The 19234-nt window shown below is 73.6% G+C and carries 5 protein-coding genes; all 5 read left to right on the plus strand.

What is annotated here, in order from left to right; translation table 11 throughout:
* Window positions 1–18 precede the first annotated feature (18 nt).
* The 5 genes from ACFVWY_RS05685 to ACFVWY_RS05705 are packed head-to-tail and all read left to right on the plus strand — an operon-like array spanning window position 19 to window position 19205.
* A complete protein-coding gene (locus tag ACFVWY_RS05685; RefSeq protein WP_389867621.1) occupies window positions 19–3459 on the plus strand; it encodes a MupA/Atu3671 family FMN-dependent luciferase-like monooxygenase in 3441 nt (1146 codons plus the stop codon).
* Complete coding sequence (locus tag ACFVWY_RS05690; RefSeq protein WP_389867623.1) at window positions 3456–6905, plus strand: amino acid adenylation domain-containing protein; 3450 nt, start codon at window positions 3456–3458, stop codon at window positions 6903–6905. Before ACFVWY_RS05685 ends, ACFVWY_RS05690 begins: the two co-directional genes overlap by 4 nt.
* On the plus strand, window positions 6902–17035 hold the full coding sequence (locus ACFVWY_RS05695; protein ID WP_389867625.1) for an amino acid adenylation domain-containing protein: 10134 nt from the start codon (window positions 6902–6904) through the stop codon (window positions 17033–17035). The genes ACFVWY_RS05690 and ACFVWY_RS05695 overlap by 4 nt, the downstream gene beginning before the upstream one ends.
* Entirely contained in the window at window positions 17032–18039 is a 1008-nt protein-coding gene (locus ACFVWY_RS05700; RefSeq protein WP_389867627.1) for a TauD/TfdA family dioxygenase, read from the plus strand. The genes ACFVWY_RS05695 and ACFVWY_RS05700 overlap by 4 nt, the downstream gene beginning before the upstream one ends.
* A 56-nt stretch (window positions 18040–18095) precedes the next feature.
* The gene (locus ACFVWY_RS05705; RefSeq protein WP_389867629.1) at window positions 18096–19205 is read left to right on the plus strand and encodes a phytanoyl-CoA dioxygenase family protein; all 1110 of its coding nucleotides are present in this window, start codon (window positions 18096–18098) and stop codon (window positions 19203–19205) included.
* The last annotated feature ends 29 nt before the right edge of the window (window positions 19206–19234 follow it).

The following is a 19234-nucleotide window of genomic DNA, read 5'->3' on the forward strand; positions in this document are numbered from 1 at the left end:
GGTTGAAGGAGCTCGCCGATGGATTTCAGCATCATGTTCTTCTCCTCCGGGGAATCCGGCGCGTCCGGAGAGGACGGGGCGGCCCGCGGGCGATACGACCTCGTGCTGGAGGCGGCGCGGTTCGCCGACTCGAGCGGGTTCACCCGGGTCTGGCTACCCGAGCGGCACTTCGTGCCGTTCGGTGCGCTGCATCCCAACCCCGCGGTTCTGGCCGCCGCGCTGGCCGGTCAGACCCAGCGCATCCGGCTCGCCGCGGGCAGCGTGGTGATGCCGCTGCACGACCCGTTGCGCGTGGCCGAGGAGTGGTCCGTCGTCGACAACCTCTCCGGCGGACGGGTCGACGTCTCCTTCGCCTCCGGCTGGAATCCTGACGACTTCGCCCTCGCGCCCTCCGGCTACCCAGATCGCCACGCGCTGACCCGGCAGGGGCTGGCGGCCACCCGGCTGCTGTGGCGCGGGGAGCGGCTGAGCCGAACTTCCGGAACCGGTCAGCCGATCCAGGTGCGGGTGTTTCCTACCCCGCTCCAGGCGGAGCTGCCCACCTGGCTGACCGCGGCCCGGAGTCCGGAGACGTTCCGGCTCGCCGGCGAGCTGGGCGCCAACGTGCTCACTTACCTCGTCGACCTGGGCCTGGACGGGCTCGCCGATTGCGTGCGCACCTACCGGAAGGCCCGCGCCGACGCCGGTCACGATCCCGGCGCCGGGGTGGTGACGGTCATGCTGCACACGCTGCTGGACGACTCGGAGCCGCGGGCGCGCCGCCGCGCCGAGCCGCACTACCACCGGTACCTGCGGGCAAACGCCGGGCTGCTGGCCGGGGCCGCCGCCGCCTTCGGCCGGCAGATCGCGGTCGACCGGCTGTCCCCGGCCGAACTCGACACGCTGGTGACCCACCAGTTCAACCGGGTCTTCGACCACCTGTCCTTCATGGGGTCGCCGGAATCATGCACCCGTCTGGCCCACAGGCTGGACGGGATCGGGGTGGACGAGGTGGCGTGCCTGCTCGACTTCGTCGCCGATCGCGACGAGGTGATGGCCACGCTGTCCGGGCTCGGCCGGGTGCGGGAGGCGCTGGGGACACCACCCGCTCCGCAGGCCGCTCGGCGTCCCGGCGCCCCGGCCACCACGGCCCCCGCGTCACTGGCGGCCGTGCTGTCCGGCCTTCCGCTCACGCTCGACGAGCGGGACTTCTACCAGCTGCTGCGCGAGCAGGGCGCCGACTACGGCGCGCGGTTCCGGGCGGTCGAGCGGATCTGGGCGGGGGACCGCGCGGCAGTCGCCCGCCTACGCCCGCCGCCAGGCGACAGGCGCGACGACGCGAGGTACGCCTACGGGCTGCACCCCGCGACCCTCGACAGCTGCCTGCTCGCACTGCTGGCCATCGCGCTGGCGCCCGCGCACGCCGCGAGCGGGTACGCCCTGGGCCTGCCCCGCCGGATGGGCGAACTGACGATTACTCCGACCGGCGCCCCCTGCATCTGGGCACACGCGGTGCTCGACCGCTCCGGTCAGACATCGGCGCACGCCTGGCGGGGCGACGTGCGCGGCCTCGACGAGCAGGGACGGGTCGTGATCGAGGCGCGGGGAGTGGAGTTCGACCGGCCGCGGGCGGTGCTGGCGCTCGACCATGCCGGTGGCCGCGCCTACGACCGGGGCTGGCAGCGGGTGCCGGAGCCGGCACACACGACCGGCCCGGCCCCGGCCCAGTCCTGGCTGCTCGTCGCCGATGACGTAAAGCTCGCCGACGGGGTGCGCCGCCACCTCCCGCCGGGGGCGACCACGACCGTTTACCCGCTGTCGTGCCTGCTGGAGGCGCTGCCGCAGGCGGCATCGGCCGGCGCGGGTATCGACCCGGACGCGATCCGCGCCGCCATCGTCGCCCGGCACGGTCCGGATCACCCCCGCGTCGACGCTCTCGCGTGCGTCCTCACCGATCAGCGGCCCGGCTCGCCGCACACCGTCCAGCACCAGGCCGAGGTGGCGGCGGCGGTCGCCGTCGGCCTGGCCCGGGCCGCCGCCGACATCGCCTCGCCCGCGGCCGAGCTGCGCCTGGTCACGCGGGGCGCCCAGGTTCTGCCGGAGGACCGCAACCCGCCGACACCGGCCACAGCCGTGCTGTGGGGGCTGGGCCGCACCCTGGACCGCGAGTGCCCAGCGCTACGAGTGACGCTGCTCGACCTGGACCCTGCGGAGCCGGTGCGCCCGGAGGCCGTCGCCCGGCTGCTGCGCCACGACGAGCCCGAGCTGGCAGTGCGCCGGGGCGAGCCGTGGCGGCCCAGCCTCAGGGAGGTGTCCGGCCCAGCAGTCGCGGCGTTCCGGCCCGACCCCGACCGTGCGTACCTGGTCACCGGCGCCTGTGGGGGGCTGGGCGGACGGCTGGCCACCTGGCTGGCCGCCGCTGGCGCACGTCACCTGATCCTCGTCGGCCGCCGCCCGGTCGACCCCGGCCATCCCGACCACCAGGCGGCCGAGCACCTCGGCGCCAGGCTGTACCGCTGTGCTGCCGACGTCGCCGACCCGATCAGCCTGCGCGAGGCCCTCGACGTCAGCCGCGACGCCGGCTGCCCCCCGCTGGCCGGCGTGTTCCACCTGGCAGGAGTGCTTGCCGACGCGACCTACGCCACCGTCGACGGGGCGGCGCTGTCGGCGGCGCTGCGGCCCAAGTGCGCCGGATTGATGGCGCTGGCGGAGGTCACCGCGGACACTCCGCTCGACGTGTTCGTCTGCTTCACCTCCCTCGCCGCCGTCGCCGGTTCGCCGGGCCAGGTGGCCTACGCCGCCGCCAACGCGTTCGCCGACAGCTTCGTGCTGGCGCACCGCGCGCGCGGCACAACCGGGGTGGCCATCGCGTGGGGGCCGTGGGCCACCGGCGGAATGGCGGCTGGCGAGCGCACCGCGGACTGGCTTCGTGCCCAGGGGGTCACGGCGTTGTCAGAGGCCGACGGGCTTCGCCACCTGTCCGCCCTGCTCACCACCGGAACCCGCAGCCCGCTCGTGCTCGGCGGCAACGCCGAAGGGCAGGCCGTGCGCCGGCTGGCGCTGCGCCACTGCCGGGCGTTTGACCACCTGGCCTCTGCCGGCACCAGTACCGCGGCGGCCCCGACCCGCACCGATCCGGCCTTGCCGGACCTGCTGCGGATCCCCACCGAGCAGCAGCAGGCCGCGGTCCTGGCCTCCCTGGCCGAGCTGATCTCCAGGATCAGCGGACTGCCCGCCGCGCAGATCGAGCCGACTGCCACGCTGACCACGTTGGGGCTGGACTCGCTCATGGCTCTCGAGCTGCGCAACGTGCTCGAAGCGCGTTACGGCGTGGCGGTCCCGATCCGGGACCTGCTGCTGAGCGAACAGACGGTCGGCGGATTGTCCGAGGCGCTGCTGTCCGGGCTTCTGCTCGCCGCCGCGAGCCGGCCGGACGGGGCCGAGCGGCACGGCGCGTTCGTTGAGGTGATCGAGGTATGACGCTCGTCGAGCTGCTCGCCGCGCTGACCCGGGCGAGCGTACGGCTGGCGAGCCGCGACGGCCGGTTGGTGGTGAGCGGGCCGCCCGGCGCCCTGGACGCCCCGCTGCGCGCCGCCCTCGCCCAGCACCGCACCGAACTGCTGGCCCGGCTCGCCGGGCAGCAGCCCGCCCCGGCGCCGTCCCCGGCGACGGCGCCGCCCCACCGTTACGCCCCCTCGTTCGGCCAGGAGCGGCTGCTGTTCCTCGACGCGCTGCGCCCCGGCAGCGCGGCCTACAACGTCTCGTCAGCGCTGCACCTCACCGGCCCCGTCGACGTGGGCGTGCTCCAACGTTCGGCGGCCTCGGTGGTCACGCGCAATGCCTCGTTGCGCACCTGCTTCGCCCGTGAGGACGGACGGCCGGTCGCGGTGGTGGCCGACCGGCTGCGCGTGCCGATGCCGGTCGTCGACCTGAGCTGGCTCACGCCGGACGAGAGAACGGCGCGCTACGAGGCGCGCTGCGCGGCGATCGGAGGGCGGGGCTTCGATCTGTCCCGCGCTCCGCTGTGGCACTGGGAGCTGCTGCGGCTGGGCCCCCACCACATCGCGATCGTGGCCGCGTTCCATCACAGCATCTGCGATGGATGGTCGCTGGCAGAGGCGACGCGCCAGCTCTCCGCCGACTACACGGCCCGGCTGGCGGGCGCGCCAGGCGGGTCGTCGAGCCAGCCGGCGGACGAGGTGGCCGACTACGCGGCATACGGGCAGTGGCAGCGCGCCTACGCCGCCAGCGCCGCCCACGCGGCCGACGAACGGCACTGGCGTGACCGGATCGGGTCGTTCCCTCGCCAGCTCGACTTGCCCGGAACCCGGCTGCGGCCACGCCAGCTCACCGATCGCGGCGGACGCCACGCGGTGCGCCTGTCCCCCGGCCTCGACGCGGCGGTGCGCCGGGCCGCGCGCGCCCACGGGGTGTCCCTCGCCGTGCTCTTCACGGCCGCGTACGGGCTCTTGCTGCACCGCTGGTCGGGCCGGGACCGGCTGCTGTTCGGCACCGCCATCGCAAATCGACCGGGCAGCCAGTTCCAGCGCACCTTCGGGTTCTTCGTCAACTGGCTGCCGATCCGCTCCGAACTGCACGGCGAACCCACGTTCCACGAGCTCGCACAGGCGATGCGCACGGTCTGCCTCGACGCCCACGAGCACCAGAACCTGCCCTTCGACCATCTCGTGCGGGACCTCGGCGGCGTGCCCGACCTGTCCCGTCACGCGCTCTTCCAGCACATGCTGGTCTTCCACGTGCCGGCCCGCCGGGTCCGCCTGGCCGACGTCGACTGCTCGCTGGCGCCCTACCCGACCGGCACGGCCAAGGTCGACCTGACGCTGTTTGTGACCGACTGCCGCGACGCCGTCCCGCTGGCGGGTGCGGGTGGCGATCTGCTGCTGGAGTTCGAGTACAGCAGCGACCTCTACGACGCAGCGCTGGTGAGGCGGCTGGCCGACGCGTTCGTCCGGCTGCTGGAGCTGGTCACGGACGCACCCCACGCTGCCGTGCGGACCCTCGACATCGACCCGGGACCTGGTGCCGTCTATGCCGCCACCGCGCAGAACGCTCCCACCCCGCCCGACGCCGACGTCAGCCCAGCCCGTCCGCAACGGGACACGCTGCCCGCGCTGTTCGACGCCCAGGTGCGCCGGACGCCAGCCGCCCCCGCTCTGGAACACGACGGACGGACGGTCAGCTACGCCGAGCTCGCCCAGGACAGCGTGCGCATCGCGCAGGCGCTGCGGGCGCGGGGCATCGGCCGGGGTGACCGGGTCGGCGTCTGTCTGGACCGGTCGGTCGCGGCGGTGGCCGCGATCCTCGGGGTGCTGCGCGCCGGCGCGGCCTACGTTCCCCTCGATCCGCACCTGCCCGCCCGGCGGCTGCGCGGGCTCACGCGCGACGCCGCGTGCGCCCTGCTGCTGGTTGATCGCGCGGGGTGCGCCGACCCTCCGCAGCCGCACACGGCGACGGTCGAGGAGCTGCTGCGCGCCCCGGCCGACGACCGGGCAGCACCCGCCACGCCCCACGGCGACGACCCCATCTACCTGATCTACACGTCGGGCAGCAGCGGCGCCCCCAAGGGGGTGGTGTGCCGCCACAGCAGTGTGGCCAACTTCGTCGCCTGGCTCAACCAGCACCTGTCGACCACCCCGGCCGACCGGGTGCTGCTGAAGACCCCGCTGTCGTTCGACGCCTCGGTGCGCGAGTTGTTCGCGCCCCTGGTCGCCGGCGCGTGCGTCGTCCTCGCCCCGCCCGGCCCTCGCGTCGACCCCGACGAGCTCAACCACCTGGTCCTCCGCGCGGGCGTCACGATCCTCCACGCGGTGCCGTCGCTCTACGACGAGCTTCTGCACCGGCCCACGTTCCAGCCCGGCGCGCTACGGCACGTCGTGTGCGGCGGGGAGACACTCAGCCCGGCTGTCCTCGCGCGGCACCGCGCACGGTGTCCCGCCACGCTGCACAACGTGTACGGGCCGACCGAGGCCACGGTCGACGTCACCGTCTGGACCGACGACGCACGCCCGCACCCGCCTTTCGTACCCATCGGCCACCCGGTCGCCGGTCACCGGATCACGGTCATCGACCCCGAGCTCACCACACCGGTGCCGGCGGGCGCGGCGGGCGAACTGGTCATCAGCGGCCCGGGGGTGGCCCTCGGCTACTGGAACCGGCCCGGGCTAACCGCCCGCAGCTTCGTGCCCGACCCTCAGGGAGAGCCGGGGGCGCGCCAGTACCGCACCGGGGACCGCGGGCGGCTGCTGCCCGACGGGTCGGTGGAGCTGCTGGGACGCGTCGACCGGCAGGTGAAGATCCGGGGACACCGGATCGAACCGGAGGAGGTCGAGCGGGCGCTGCTCGGGCATTCTTCCGTGGCGGCCGCTGCCGTGGTCCCCGCGACCGTGGCGGGAGACGCGGCGCTCGTGGCCTACGTGGTTTCGGAGGCCGGCCACGGGGACGACCTGACCCACCTGCCGCGCTTTCTGGCCGACCGGCTGCCCGCGGAGATGGTGCCCCGGCTGTGGGTACCGCTGGCCGAACTGCCGCGCCAGGCCAATGGAAAGGTGAACCTGGCCGCGCTGCCCGATCCGCCCGGCCGGCAGCCCGCGCCGCCTCCCGCCCACGACGCCGACGGGCGCCCCCACGAGCGCATCGCCGCCCTTTTCGCCGCCCTTCTGGGCACCGGACCGGTCCCCGACGACGGCGACTTCTTCCGTCTCGGTGGCCACTCCCTGCTCGCCGTGCAGCTGGTGGCACGCCTGGAGGAGATGTTCGGTGTGCCGCTCACGGTGCGCGACGTCTTCGAACTGCCCACCGTGCAGGGCCTCGCGCAGGCCGTCACGCGTGCCAAGCAGGCCAGCGGGGCCGCCCGGCCACCGCTACGGCCAGCCCAGCGGCCCACCGACCACGGGACGACGCCATGAGCCGAACCCAGATCGAGCCCGACGCCAGCGGCGGCCTGCGCCTTCCGCTGTCGTTCCCGCAGCGCCGGCTGTGGCTGCTGCACCGCCTCGACCCCGACAGCACCAGCTACAACATGTCATCCGCGCTGCGACTGCGCGGCCCCCTGGACGAGCGCCTGCTCCAGCGCGCGGTCGGCACGGTCCTGGCGCGGCACGAGATCCTGCGCACCACATTCCCGCTGCGCGACGGCGAGCCGGTGCAGCTGATCCAGCCCAGCGCGGCCGTCGACATCCCGCGCATCGACGTCAGCGCGCTGCCCCCCGCGACGGCCGAACACGAGGCGCGCCGCACCTGCGCCGAGCTGGCCCGAAGCCGCTTCGATCTGACCAGCCCCCCGCTGCTGCGGCTGCGGCTGGTGCGGCTCGGGCCCGCTGACCACATCCTGGCGGTGTGCCTGCACCACATCGTGGCCGACGGCTGGTCGCTGGGCGTCTTCGCGGCCGAACTCTCCACGATCTACACGGCGTTCGCGCGGGGCCGTCCGGTGCCGCTGCCGCCGCTGCCAGCGCAGTACGCCGACTTCACGGTGTGGCAGCGGGGATGGCTGCAGGGCGCGGCGCTGGAGAGCCAGGTCGGCTACTGGCAGTCCCAGCTGGACGGCCTTCCGCCGACCCTGCGGCTACCCGCCGACCGGGCGCGCCCGCCGACCCGCTCCAGCCGTGGCGGCACCTACCGGTTCGCGCTGGAGGCGGCCACCAGCACCGCGGTCCACCGGCTGTGCACTGCACACGGCGTCACGCCGTACATGGTCCTGATGGCGGCACTGCAGGCGTTGCTGGCGCGGCTCAGCGACCAGGACGACTTCGTGCTCGGCACGGTGGTGGCCAACCGTACCGACGTCACCCTGGAGCCGTTGATCGGCTTCTTCGTCAACACCCTGCCCGTGCGCGCCGACGTGCGCGGCACGCCGACGTTCACCGAGCTCCTGGCGCGGGTCCGGACCCGGGCGGTGGACGCTCTGGCGCACCAGGACCTGCCGTTCGAAATCCTGGTGGACCGGCTGCACCTGGCCCGGTCCAGCGGGCACAACCCGCTGTTCGACGTGCTCTTCGTGATGGAGAACGCGCCGGCGCCGCAGTTCGCCATGGGCGAGCTGGACGTGACAGCGCTGCAGGTCGACCGTGACGACGCGAAGTTCGACCTGACTCTGTTCGCCACACCGCAGGGCAACGGCTTCGACTGCGCCATCGAGTACTCCCTCGACCTGTTCGACACCACCACGGCGGTACGCCTGGCGCGGCAGTTCGAAAGGCTGCTCGGCCTGGCCTGCCAGGACCCGTGGCGCCCGGTCACCGCGTACGACCTGTTGACCGCGGCCGAGCGGCGCACGGTTCTGGTCGAGTGGAACCGCACGCTGGCGCACCGGCCCGCAGGCTGCCTGCCTGGCCTCATCGCGGCGCAGGCCCGCGCCACCCCGCAGGCAACCGCCGTGCAGGACGGCGATACGAAGATCAGCTACCGGGAGCTCATGGCGGGCGCCGGCCGCGTCGCGGCGGGGCTGCAGGCACGGGGGGTCGGACCCGGTGATCTCGTCGCGGTGCGCCTGCCGCGGAGTCCCGAACTGATCATGACGCTGGTGGCGGTGCTGGCGACCGGAGCGGCGTACGTGCCGGTCGACCCCGGATACCCCGAGCCCTACGTGCGCGGCCTGCTGGCCGACTGCGCGCCCCGCTGGGTGGTTACGGACCGGTCCGGCGAGGCGGACGCCCCGCGCACCTGGATCGGTGTCGGCGAGCTCACCGGTACCCCGGCTCCGGGCGATCGGCGCCCGGTCGGCGGTGGCGACCTCGCCTACGTGATCTACACGTCGGGCTCCACCGGACGGCCAAAGGGCGTGCTGGTCGAGCACGGCGCGCTGGCCAACGTGGTCACCTGGATCGCCACGGAGCTGGCGATGACCGCCGCGGACCGGGTGCTGCTCAAGACTCCGATCGGTTTCGACGCCTCGGCACGGGAGCTGTACCCGGTGCTGGTCAGCGGCGGCACGCTCGTCCTCGCGCCGCCCGGCGCGGAACGCGATCCCCGCGCCCTCGCCGAGATGTTGCGCGACGAGCGGATCACGGCGTTCCACTGCGTTCCGTCGGTGCTGTCGACCGTCGTCGAGGAACCGGCGTTCGACACGGCCCTCGCTCTGCGCGCGGTGATGTGCGGCGGGGAGAACCTGTCGCGCGACCTCGCGCTCCGGTTCACCCGCCGGTCCCCGGCCCGGCTCTACAACGTCTACGGACCCACCGAGGCCACCGTGGACGCCACCTTCCACCGGATCGACCCCACGATGTCCGGACCCCGGGTTCCGATCGGTCAGCCCATCCCGAACACGTTGGTGTACCTGCTCGACGACGATGGCCGCCCGGTTCCGGTGGGGATGCCGGGACGGGTGCACATCGGCGGCGCCGGGGTGGCCCGCGGGTACCTCAACGACGCGGCTCTGACCGCCGCCCAGTTCGTGCCGGACGGCTTCTGCGGTGTGCCCGGGGCGCGGATGTACGTGACGGGCGACCGGGCGCGCTACCGCGCCGATGGTGCGCTGGAATTCCTCGGCCGGGACGAGAGCACGGTGAAGGTCGGCGGCGTGCGGGTGGCGCCGTGCGAGGTTGAGCACGTGCTGCGGAGCGCGCCGGACGTGGCCGACGCCGCGGTCGTCAGCGTCCCCGACGGCGCCGGGCAGAGTCGGCTGCAGGCGTACATCGTCGCCGCTGACCGCCCCGATCCCCCGCTCGATCCGCCGGATGGCGACCGGGACGGCAGCGCAGCCAAGCGCGTCGGCGTGCTGCGGGCCTGGCGGCACACGTTCGACGCGCTCTACTGCGGCGAGCCCGAAGGTCCCGACGAACTCACCAACACGGTCGGCTGGCGCGACAGCTACCGGCGAGAGCCGATCCCCGACGACGAGATGCGGGAATGGATCGACGGTACGCTCGCGCGGGTCCGCCGACTCGACGCGCGCGACGTTCTCGAGCTCGGCTGCGGAACGGGCCTGCTCCTGCTGCGGCTCGCGCCCGCCTGCCGCCGCTACGTCGGGCTGGACTTCTCCGCGCCAGCGCTGGCCCACCTGCGGCGGCAGCTGCGCTCGCTCGGCCTCGACCACGTGGACCTGCACGAGCGGGCCGCGCATGACCTCGGCGGGCTGAACATCGACGAGCTCGACGCCGTGGTGCTCAACTCCGTCATCCAGTACTTCCCGAGCGGGTCGTACCTGGCGCGTGTCCTGGACCGGTCGCGGGCCATGCTGCGCCCCACGGGCGCGCTGTTCGTCGGCGACGTCCGCGACCGCCGCCTCGGCGAGGTTCTGCTCGCGTCGGTCGCGCTGCGCCGCGCGCCCGACGGGGCGCGGTGCGCCGACGTGTACCGCCGGATCGCCTACCGGTCGTGGACGGAGCGGGAACTGCTGGTCGATCCGGGCTTCTTCACCGACTGGGCGGGGCGCGGCGGCGGCTGGGCCCAGGCGGAGCTCAAGCCTGGCAGGATCCACAACGAGCTGACCAGGTTCCGGTACGACGTCACGATCCGCCTCGGGTCGCCCTGCCCGCCAGTGCCGTCAGTCCCCTACCACGGCCTGGCCGGCGACGGCGACCTCGTACGCTGCCTGCGCGCCAGCCCCGACGGGCTCCGGGTGACCGGAGTGCCGAACGCGAGGCTGCGCGCCGAGGTGGCAGCACACCAGCGCCTGCGCAGCGCCGCGGCTGAGGACCTCACCGTGGGCGAGCTGCGCCGCGAGCTGCGAGAAGCCAACGATGCTGACGCGGTCGACCCCTGGGCGCTCATCGAGCAGATGCGAGGCGACCCGCCGCCGATCCTGCTGGTGAGCAAGGACGCGGACCGTTTCGACGTGCTGCGCCCACCGGCCGGGTGGCCCGGTGACGGCGCGCCCCAGCGACCCGCACGGGCAGGCTCGGCCCCCGGTTCCCCGCAGGCCGGTGCGGAGTGCTGGACCACGGCTCCGCGGCGGGCCCAGCACGCTGCGGCGACCGCCGCCGACGCCCGCCGTTACGTGGCCGAACGGTTGCCGTCCGCGATGGTACCCGCCAAGGTCATCGCCTTGCCGACGCTGCCCCGGATGCCCCACGGCAAGCTCGACCGGCGGGCACTCACCGACCAGTACCCCGAACGGCCCGAACTCGACGTGCCGTTCGCGGCGCCGACCACCCCCACGCAGATCGACGTGGCGCGCGTCGTGCAGCGGCTGCTCGGAATCGACCGGGTGGGCCAGCACGACAACTTCTTCCAACTCGGCGGGCACTCCCTGCTGGGAACCCAGCTGGTGTCGCGGCTGCGTGAGCTGTTCGGTGTCGACGTCAAGCTGGTCGACCTGTTCGAGTCCCCGACCGTTGCCGGGTTGGCCCGGGTCGTGCAGTCCCGGCGCGGCGGCGACCTCGACCACGCGGAGCTCATCCCGCGCCGACGCACCGGCGACCCGGTGGCCCTGTCGTTCGCGCAGGAGCGGCTGTGGTTTCTGGACCAGTTGCACCCAGGAAATCCGGTCTACACGATGGCCCACGCGATCCGCCTGTCCGGAGGCTTCGACCTCGCGGCGTTCCGCGGTGCGGTGGGCGACGAGATGACCCGCCAGGCATCGCTGCGCACCCGGTTCGTAGATGTCGAGGGCCGACCGACGCAGGTGGTGGACCCGCCCGGCGCGGCCGTCGAGGTCCCGCTGGTCGACCTGACCCACCTGCCCGCCGACGAGCGGGACGAAGCCGCCCGTGGCCACGCCGCCGAGCTGGCCACCCGCCCGTTCGACCTCGCCCGCGGCCCGCTGCTGCGGCTGCTGGTGCTGCGGCTGGCCCCGGCCCAGCATCTCGTGGTCGTGGTGATGCACCACATCGTCGCCGACGGGTGGTCGATGGGGGTCCTCGTCGCCGAGCTGGCCGCGCACTACACCGCTCGGGTCAGCGGCGTTCCCGTGCGGCTCACCCCGTTGACCATCGACTACACCGACTACGCGGTGTGGCAACGGGAGTGGCTGCGCGGACCGGTGCACGACCGGCAGTGGCAGTTCTGGCGCGACCACGTGGGCCAGCCGCCTCCGGTCCTGCGGCTGCCCACCGACTTTCCCCGCCCCGAGGTCGCCCGGTGGACCGGGGAGACGCTGGAGTTCACCGTCGACGCCGCGACGACGCGGGCACTCACGCGGCTGGGCGAGGACTGCGGCACCACCCTGTTCATGGTTCTGCTCGCCGGCCTCCAGGTGCTGCTGCACCAGCTGTCCGGACAGACCGAGTTCGTGGTCGGCACGGTGCTCGCCAACCGGCACCACCGGCAGGTCGAGCCGTTGATCGGCTTCTTCGTGAACGCGGTGCCACTGCGCGCGCAGCTGTCCGGTCAGCCGAGCTTCCGGGCCGTCCTCGAACGGGTACGCACCAGCGTGCTCGGCGCGCAGACGCACCAGGACTTCCCCTTCGAGCGACTCCTCGAACTGCTCGACGTAGGCCGGGACAGCACCTACCAGGCGGTGTTCCAGGTCCTGTTCGCCCTGCAGAACGCGCCGATGGACGAACCGGAACTGACTGGCCTGACCACTTCGCGGGTCCGGCTGCCGCGCCGCGGCGCGATGTTCGACCTGAGCCTGGAGGCGCGCGAGAGCGGCGGCGAGCTGCGGTTCGCCCTGGAGTACAGCACCACCCTGTACCGGCGCAGCACCGCCACCCGGCTCGCCGACCGCTACGTCAGCCTGCTCCTGCACCTCGTGGACCGGCCCACGACGGCTATCAGCCGGCTGCCGCTGATGCCCGCGCACGAGGCGAGGCAGGCACGACTGCTCGGAACCGGGCCAGCGGCCGCCTATACCCACGGCGAACGCGTCGAGTACCTGATCGAGCATCAGGTCCGGCAGTGTCCCGGAGCGGTGGCCCTGTCCCACGGCGGCGACCGGCTCTCGTACGACGAGCTGTGGCGCGCCTCCGGCGCGCTGGCCGCGGCGCTCAGCGCCAGCGGCGTCGTCGCCGGAGACCGGGTGGGGGTCTGCGTGCCGCGCGGGCCGGCGAGTGCCGTGGCGATCCTGGGCGTGCTGCGCTGCGGCGCCGCGTTCGTGGTGCTCGACCCCGAGTACCCGTCCGGTCGGCTCGGTCTCCTCATCCGGGAGGCGGGCATCGGCACGGTGGTCACCGGGCCGGAGGCGAACGAGATGTTCGAGGGCCGAGGCTGCGCCACGATCGCGTGGTCACGGCCCGGCGGCGCCCACCACCCGCCACACCGCCCCCCGTCGGACGCCCGCTCTCCGGCGTACCTGACCTTCACCTCGGGATCCACCGGCCAGCCCAAGGGCGTGCTCGTGCCGGCCGCGGCACTGTGCGACCGGATCCGGGCCAACCAGCAGGTCCTGCCGCCGCTGAGCGGCACGGACCGGTTCCTGCACTGCTACTCGTTCAACTACGACGGCGGCATCATGTCGCTGCTGTGGCCGCTGGCCACCGGAGCCACGGTGGTGTTCGCCCCGCTGTCCGACCTCGGTGACGGCGACCGGCTGGCCGAGCTGGTCGTCGCCCAGGGCATCACCGTCATCGACACCATCCCCGCGGTGCTCAGGGGGCTGTTCCTGGCCCGGGCGCTGGACCACAGCGTGCTGCGGCACGTGATCACCGGCGGGGAGGCCGTGCCGGCCGACGTGCCGGAGCTGGTGCTGGGCCGCCTCGACATCGCCTTCAGCAACCAGTACGGGCCCTCCGAGGCGGTCGTGAACGCCACCTCCTGGACCTGCGACCGACGCTCGTGGGACGGGCAGGTCCGTATCGGCCGCCCCCTGCCGAACACCGAGGTGCTGGTCCTCGACGGCACCGGCCGGATGTGCCCGATCGGTGTTCCCGGGGAGCTGTACATCGGCGGGCGCTGCCTGGCTCTGGGCTACCTCAACGACCCCGACGCGACCGCGAGCCGGTTCGTCCGCACCCGGTACGCGAGCACGGTCTACTACCGCTCGGGCGACAAGGTGCGCCTGCACGACGACGGCCAGCTCGAGTTCGTCTCGCGGCTGGACCGGCAGGTGCAGATCCGGGCGATGCGCGTCGAACTCGGAGAGATCGAAAGCGTCCTGTCGACCCACCCGAAGGTGGCACAAGCCCTCGTCACGGCGTCCGTGGCCCATGGGCAGCCGCAGTTGGTCGCCTACGTGATGCCCCACGAGCCGGAGGCCGACTCGGCCGCGGCCACCGCCCGGGTGCGGGACTGGGCCGAATCATTCCAGACTGTCTACACTTCGGCGGGCGCGAGCGCCGACGCCGCGCGGGACTTCACCGGCTGGGACAGCACCTCCACTGGAGCGCCCCTGCCGCGCCAGGACATGGACGAGTGGCTCGACGCCACGCTCGCCCGCATCCGGGCCGTGCCGGCCGCCGCCATTCTTGAGGTCGGCTGCGGGATGGGACTGCTTACCCTGCCGCTTGCGGCCCACTGCCGCCGCTACACCGCGCTGGACATCTCGGCCCGAGCCGTGCAACGGGTGACCGAGGCGTGCCGACGGCGCGGGCTCGACCACGTCGACGTCCGCCTCGGCGCGGCCACCGACCTGGCCGGCGTCGCCGGCGAGGCGCCCTTCGACCTGGTCATCCTGAACTCGGTCGTGCAGTACTTCCCCTCCCGGTCCTACCTGCGCCGGGCGCTCGCCGACGCCCTCCGCGCCGTCGCGCCGGGCGGGCACGTCTTCGTTGGCGACGTCCGCGCCTGGCACCTGTCCAGCTTGTTCCAGCTGTCCCTGCAGCTCGCCGAGGCCGAGGCCGACACCCTGGCCGCCGACGTGCGGCAGGCTGCCACGCTCCGCGCCGCTGCGGAAGACGAGCTGACCGTCGCCCCCTCCTTCTTCACCTCGCTCGGCGGATCGCTGGGCGAACCCGTCGACGTGCAGGTGTCGGTCAAGCGCGGTTGGCGCGCCAACGAGCTGACGGACTTCCGTTACGACGTGCTCCTGCGCCGCGGAACGCCCGAGCCCGGCTGGCCTTCGCCAGCTGGTCCGGCGCTGGCTGCGGTAGCACCGGACCAGCTGGCGGAGGTGCTGGCCACCGGCAGCGCGGAGGTGATCCGCGTCGGGCCGCTGGCCAACGCGCGAACCGACCGGTGGGCCCGGGTACAGCGTCTGCTGGCCGAACCTCGGCACGATGGCCGCCGCCTGGCAGCGGTGCTCGCCGACGCCGAGGCGGCCGACGGGGGGCCTGCCGTACATCCCGAGGAGCTGTGGCGCCTCGGGGCGCAACACGGCTACCGGGTGAACGTGTTGTTCACCGGCGAGCCGGACGGCTCGCTGGACGCCGTGTTCGTGCGGGCTGACCGGGCTGGCGACGATCCGATCCTCCCCGTATCCGCGCCCGCCGCGCCCAGGGCGGGCGTCGACACCAACGCCCCGATGCTGGCCTCGCTCGCGCGCCAGCTGCGCCCGGCGCTGCTCCAGCATCTCGAACGCCGACTGCCGCGGCATATGGTGCCGACCACCGTCGTCTTCCTCGACACCCTGCCCGCGGTACCCGGCGGCAAGACCGATCCGGCCGCGCTACCGGTCCCCTCCCCGCATCCCGAGCTGGCCGACCCCGCCGCCGAGCCGCCGCTGGACGTCCTTGAGGCCGAGCTGGCCGAGATCGAGGCGGACCTGCTCGGTCTCCCGGTCACCAACCGGCACGCGGAGTTCTTCGGGCTGGGCGGGCACTCGCTGCTGGCGGCACAGCTGGTAGCGCGCATCCGGGCCGCGACGGGCGTCGATCTGCCGGTCCAGGCCGTGTTCCGCACCCCCACCGTCGCCGGGTTGGCGGCGGCGGTCCGGCAGCAGCTACGAGCACCGGAGCGCGCCGCGTTCGCGCCGGTACCCGCCAGCGCGGCGACCGGTAACGGCCCCGCCGCGCCGCTGTCGTTCGGGCAGGAGGAACTGTGGCACCGGCAGGGCGCGAACGCCGCGCAGTCGGCGCAGCTGGGCTTCGCGGTGCGGCTTCGGGGCCGGCTGCAGATCGAGGCGCTGGCCGAGTCCCTCACCGCGGTGCTCGATCGGCACAGCGTGCTGCGGACGAGGATTGCCGAGGATGCGTGCGGGGTACGGCAGCGTATCGTCGAGTCCGGCCGCGACGTCCTCCACGTCAGCCGGGCCTCCGTCGCGGTGGCTGCCGACGTGCTCGCGGCGCTGCGGTCCGGTCTGCGGGCGCCGCTCGACCTGCGCGACGGCGGACCGCTCGGCGCGGAGCTCGTCCGGATCTCCCCCACCGAGCACGTCCTGCTGCTGCGCCTGCACGCGATTGCCGTGGACGGCGCGTCCGCCCGCATCGTGCTCACCGACCTCGCTTCCGGGTACGCCGCCCGGGTCGCCGGAGTCAGTGCCGGCCTCGCCCGGCCGCTGCAGTACCCGGACCTGGCCGCGGAGGAGCGGCGCCAGGCCGACGCGGGCCGGTGGGCGCGGCTCCCGGCCTGGCGCACGGCGCTGGCCGACTACGACCCGCTGATCCGCTGGCCGGACGGTGCGCCCGCCCCCGCCAGCGAGGGGCGGCTGGAAACGTTCGTCGGACCCGGCCTGCTCGCGTCGGCGCGCGAAGCATGCCGGGGCCGCAATGCCACCGTCTTCGCCGGCCTGCTGGGCGCCTACGCCGCGGCGCTGGGTGAGGTGACGGGGCAACGTCGGCTCGTCGTCGGGGTGGCCAGCGCCGCCCGGTCCTGGCCGCAGCTGACCGACGTGGTCGGCCCGCTCGCGGTGGACCTGCCGGTCGGGGTCGACCTGGACGGCCCCGGCGCGGTCCACAGCGCCAGCGGGGCGCTGCGCGGCCTGCTGTCCCGAGACCCGGTACCGACGCCGGTCCTGACCCGGGCGCTCGGGTGGCGCCACGAGCCCGGGAAGCCGGCTGTCGACGCCAGTCTGAGCCTGCAGGAGGAGCTGCCGCGCGTTCCGGACCTGCCGGGGGTGCAGGCGACCCCACTGCGCACCGATGTGCTCCCGCCGCTCACGACCCGGGTACGCCTGTCGGTGCTCGCGGCCAACGGCGGCCTGCGCTGCTCCCTGCGCTACCGCGCCCTCGAACCGGCCCACGCCCAGGCTCTGCTCGACCAGTTCCGCCACGCGTTCACCGGCGAGGTCTGCGCCGACGCGCCCCGCCAGGAACCCCCGCGATCCCTTGGGAGCATGCCATGAGCGTCGACGCTGACTTCACTCTGGAAGCGGTCCGGACCGGCCCCCCGCCCGACGGCGAACACGGGTTCCCGCTGGTCGTCACCGCACCTTCGGAACGGGAAGGGGTGCCGCTCGGGTCCTGGCTGGCAGGCCGCCGGCCGTGGCTGCTCGACACGGCGCGGCAATTCCCGGCGGTGCTGTTCCGCGGCTTCGCCGTGGCCGGGGCCGGCGATTTCGAGTCATCGGTGCTGGCCGCCGGCGGCCAGCTCCACGAGCGCTACGGCGATCTGCCCGAGCCGCTGCCGTCGTGCCAGTTCGCCCGCCCCGCCACGCCCTACCCTGCGGACCGGGCCATCCTGTTCCACAATGAGGGTGCACACCTGGCAGGAGCGCCGCAGCGGATCTGGTTCCACTGCGAGCAGCCGTCGGAGCAAGGGGGTGCCACCCCGCTCGTGCCTGCCTCAGTCGTGCTGCAGCGCCTGTCCCGGCCGCTGCGCGCGGCGTTCGAGGCGCGCGGGCTGCGCTACGTGCGGCGCTTCGTGCCGGGCCTGGACGTTCCATGGCGAACGTTCTTCGGCACCGACCACCCCGACGCTGTGGCGGCTCGCTGCCGGGATCTCGGTGTCACGCCCACCTGGGAGGCCGGGGCCGTGGTGCAGACCACCGGTCTGCGGCCAGCCGTGATCGCCCACCCGTCGAGCGGACAGCCGACGTTCTTCAACCAGCTGCTCCTGCACCATCCCGCCAGCCTGGACCCGGACACCCGGGCCGCCCTGTTCAACCTGTTCGGCCCGGACAGCCTGCCGCGTTCGGTCACCTTCGGCGACGGCAGCCCGATTCCCGACTCGGCGGTCGAGGAGGTGATCGCCGTCATGCGCGAGGCGGCGTTCGCGTTCCCGTGGCAGCACGGCGACGTGCTGATGCTCGACAACGTCGCGGTCGCGCACGCTCGCCAGCCGTACGCGGGCCGACGGCAGATCAACGTCGCGCTCAGCGCCCTGGCCTCAGATCAACCGATCGGATGACCGCCGTGCCCAGCCGCGTCGGCGCGCCCTTGCCCTCACCCCGCCCAGGAGGCCTCATGCAGCAGCACCCCTCCCCAGTCCTCGGCCGAGACGCCCCGCCCGTCCGGCCGGTGCTCGACCGGGTGGCGCCCAGCCTGTCCCCCGCCGAGGTCGACCAGTTCTGGCGCGACGGCTACTTCGGACCCGTTGACGGATCGGTGCCCCACGACCTGCTCGACAGGGTCGCCGCACGGCTCGACACAGTGACCGAGTCGCGCGCGCGGCACCCACTGTACGGGCGCTTCTCTGTGCGCGACTGGCATCTGGTCGAAGCCGACATCCTCGCTCTGTTCACCGACCCGGCGGTCGTCGGCCCGCTGGTCTCGCTGCTCGGCGACGACCTGGTCCTGTGGCGTACCAAGGTGTTCCGCAAGGCCGCCAGCGAAGGGCAGCTCGGCTGGCATCAGGAGTGGGGGGCCTTCAACGGTGAGGAGATCGGCAACGACGTGCCTGGACTGCAGCCGACGCCGGCCGCGGCCAGCGGACTGTGGAACCTGACCGTCTGGATCGCCCTGGACGACGTCGAGGCTGACCGCGGACCGATCCGCTTCGCCCGTCGCAGTCACCGCCGCCGCTTCCCCGTGGAGATGACGGCGATGACCAAGTCGGAGTTCTGGCACGACCCGTTCCTCGCCGTCGACGATCCGCAGACGCTCGTGCAGCGGGCCCGGGACTGTTCGCTCGTGCTCGACGTCGATACCTCACGCGTGTTCGACGGTGTGGACATCGAACACCTCACGCTGGCCGAGGCACGCACCCGGATCCTCGACACCCTGTCGCGGGAAGTCGGCGCCGTCACCATGGAGTTCGACGAGGCGCAGCAGGACATCGTGTCCATGCCCATGCGCAAGGGACAGTTCGTCATCTTCACCGAGCGAACCATGCACGGATCGTCGGAGAACCGGTCGGACCGGCGGCGCCTGGCCATCAACGGCCGGGTGACCCGGGCGGACACGGTCGTGTACCCGGGCCGCCTGCGCGGCGAGGTCACCGACGGTTCCAACCTCGACATCTCACACCACACCTGCGTTCTGCTGTGCGGTCGCGACACCTCGCACGGACGCAACGCCTTCGGTCGCCCCCACACCGATTCGCCGCTCGATCAGAACGCGCACTCGCGCGGCTGAGCGTCTATCGGCACGTCGGAATCGGCGTG

The organism is Streptomyces sp. NPDC058195 (genome assembly GCF_042883525.1).
Lineage (GTDB): Bacteria > Actinomycetota > Actinomycetes > Streptomycetales > Streptomycetaceae > Streptomyces.

Coding starts and splice junctions, on each gene's coding strand:
- ACFVWY_RS05685 (WP_389867621.1), top strand. CDS start 19: ATGGATTTCAGCATCATGTTCTTCTCCTCCGGGGAATCCGGCGCGTCC.
- ACFVWY_RS05690 (WP_389867623.1), top strand. CDS start 3,456: ATGACGCTCGTCGAGCTGCTCGCCGCGCTGACCCGGGCGAGCGTACGG.
- ACFVWY_RS05695 (WP_389867625.1), top strand. CDS start 6,902: ATGAGCCGAACCCAGATCGAGCCCGACGCCAGCGGCGGCCTGCGCCTT.
- ACFVWY_RS05700 (WP_389867627.1), top strand. CDS start 17,032: ATGAGCGTCGACGCTGACTTCACTCTGGAAGCGGTCCGGACCGGCCCC.
- ACFVWY_RS05705 (WP_389867629.1), top strand. CDS start 18,096: ATGCAGCAGCACCCCTCCCCAGTCCTCGGCCGAGACGCCCCGCCCGTC.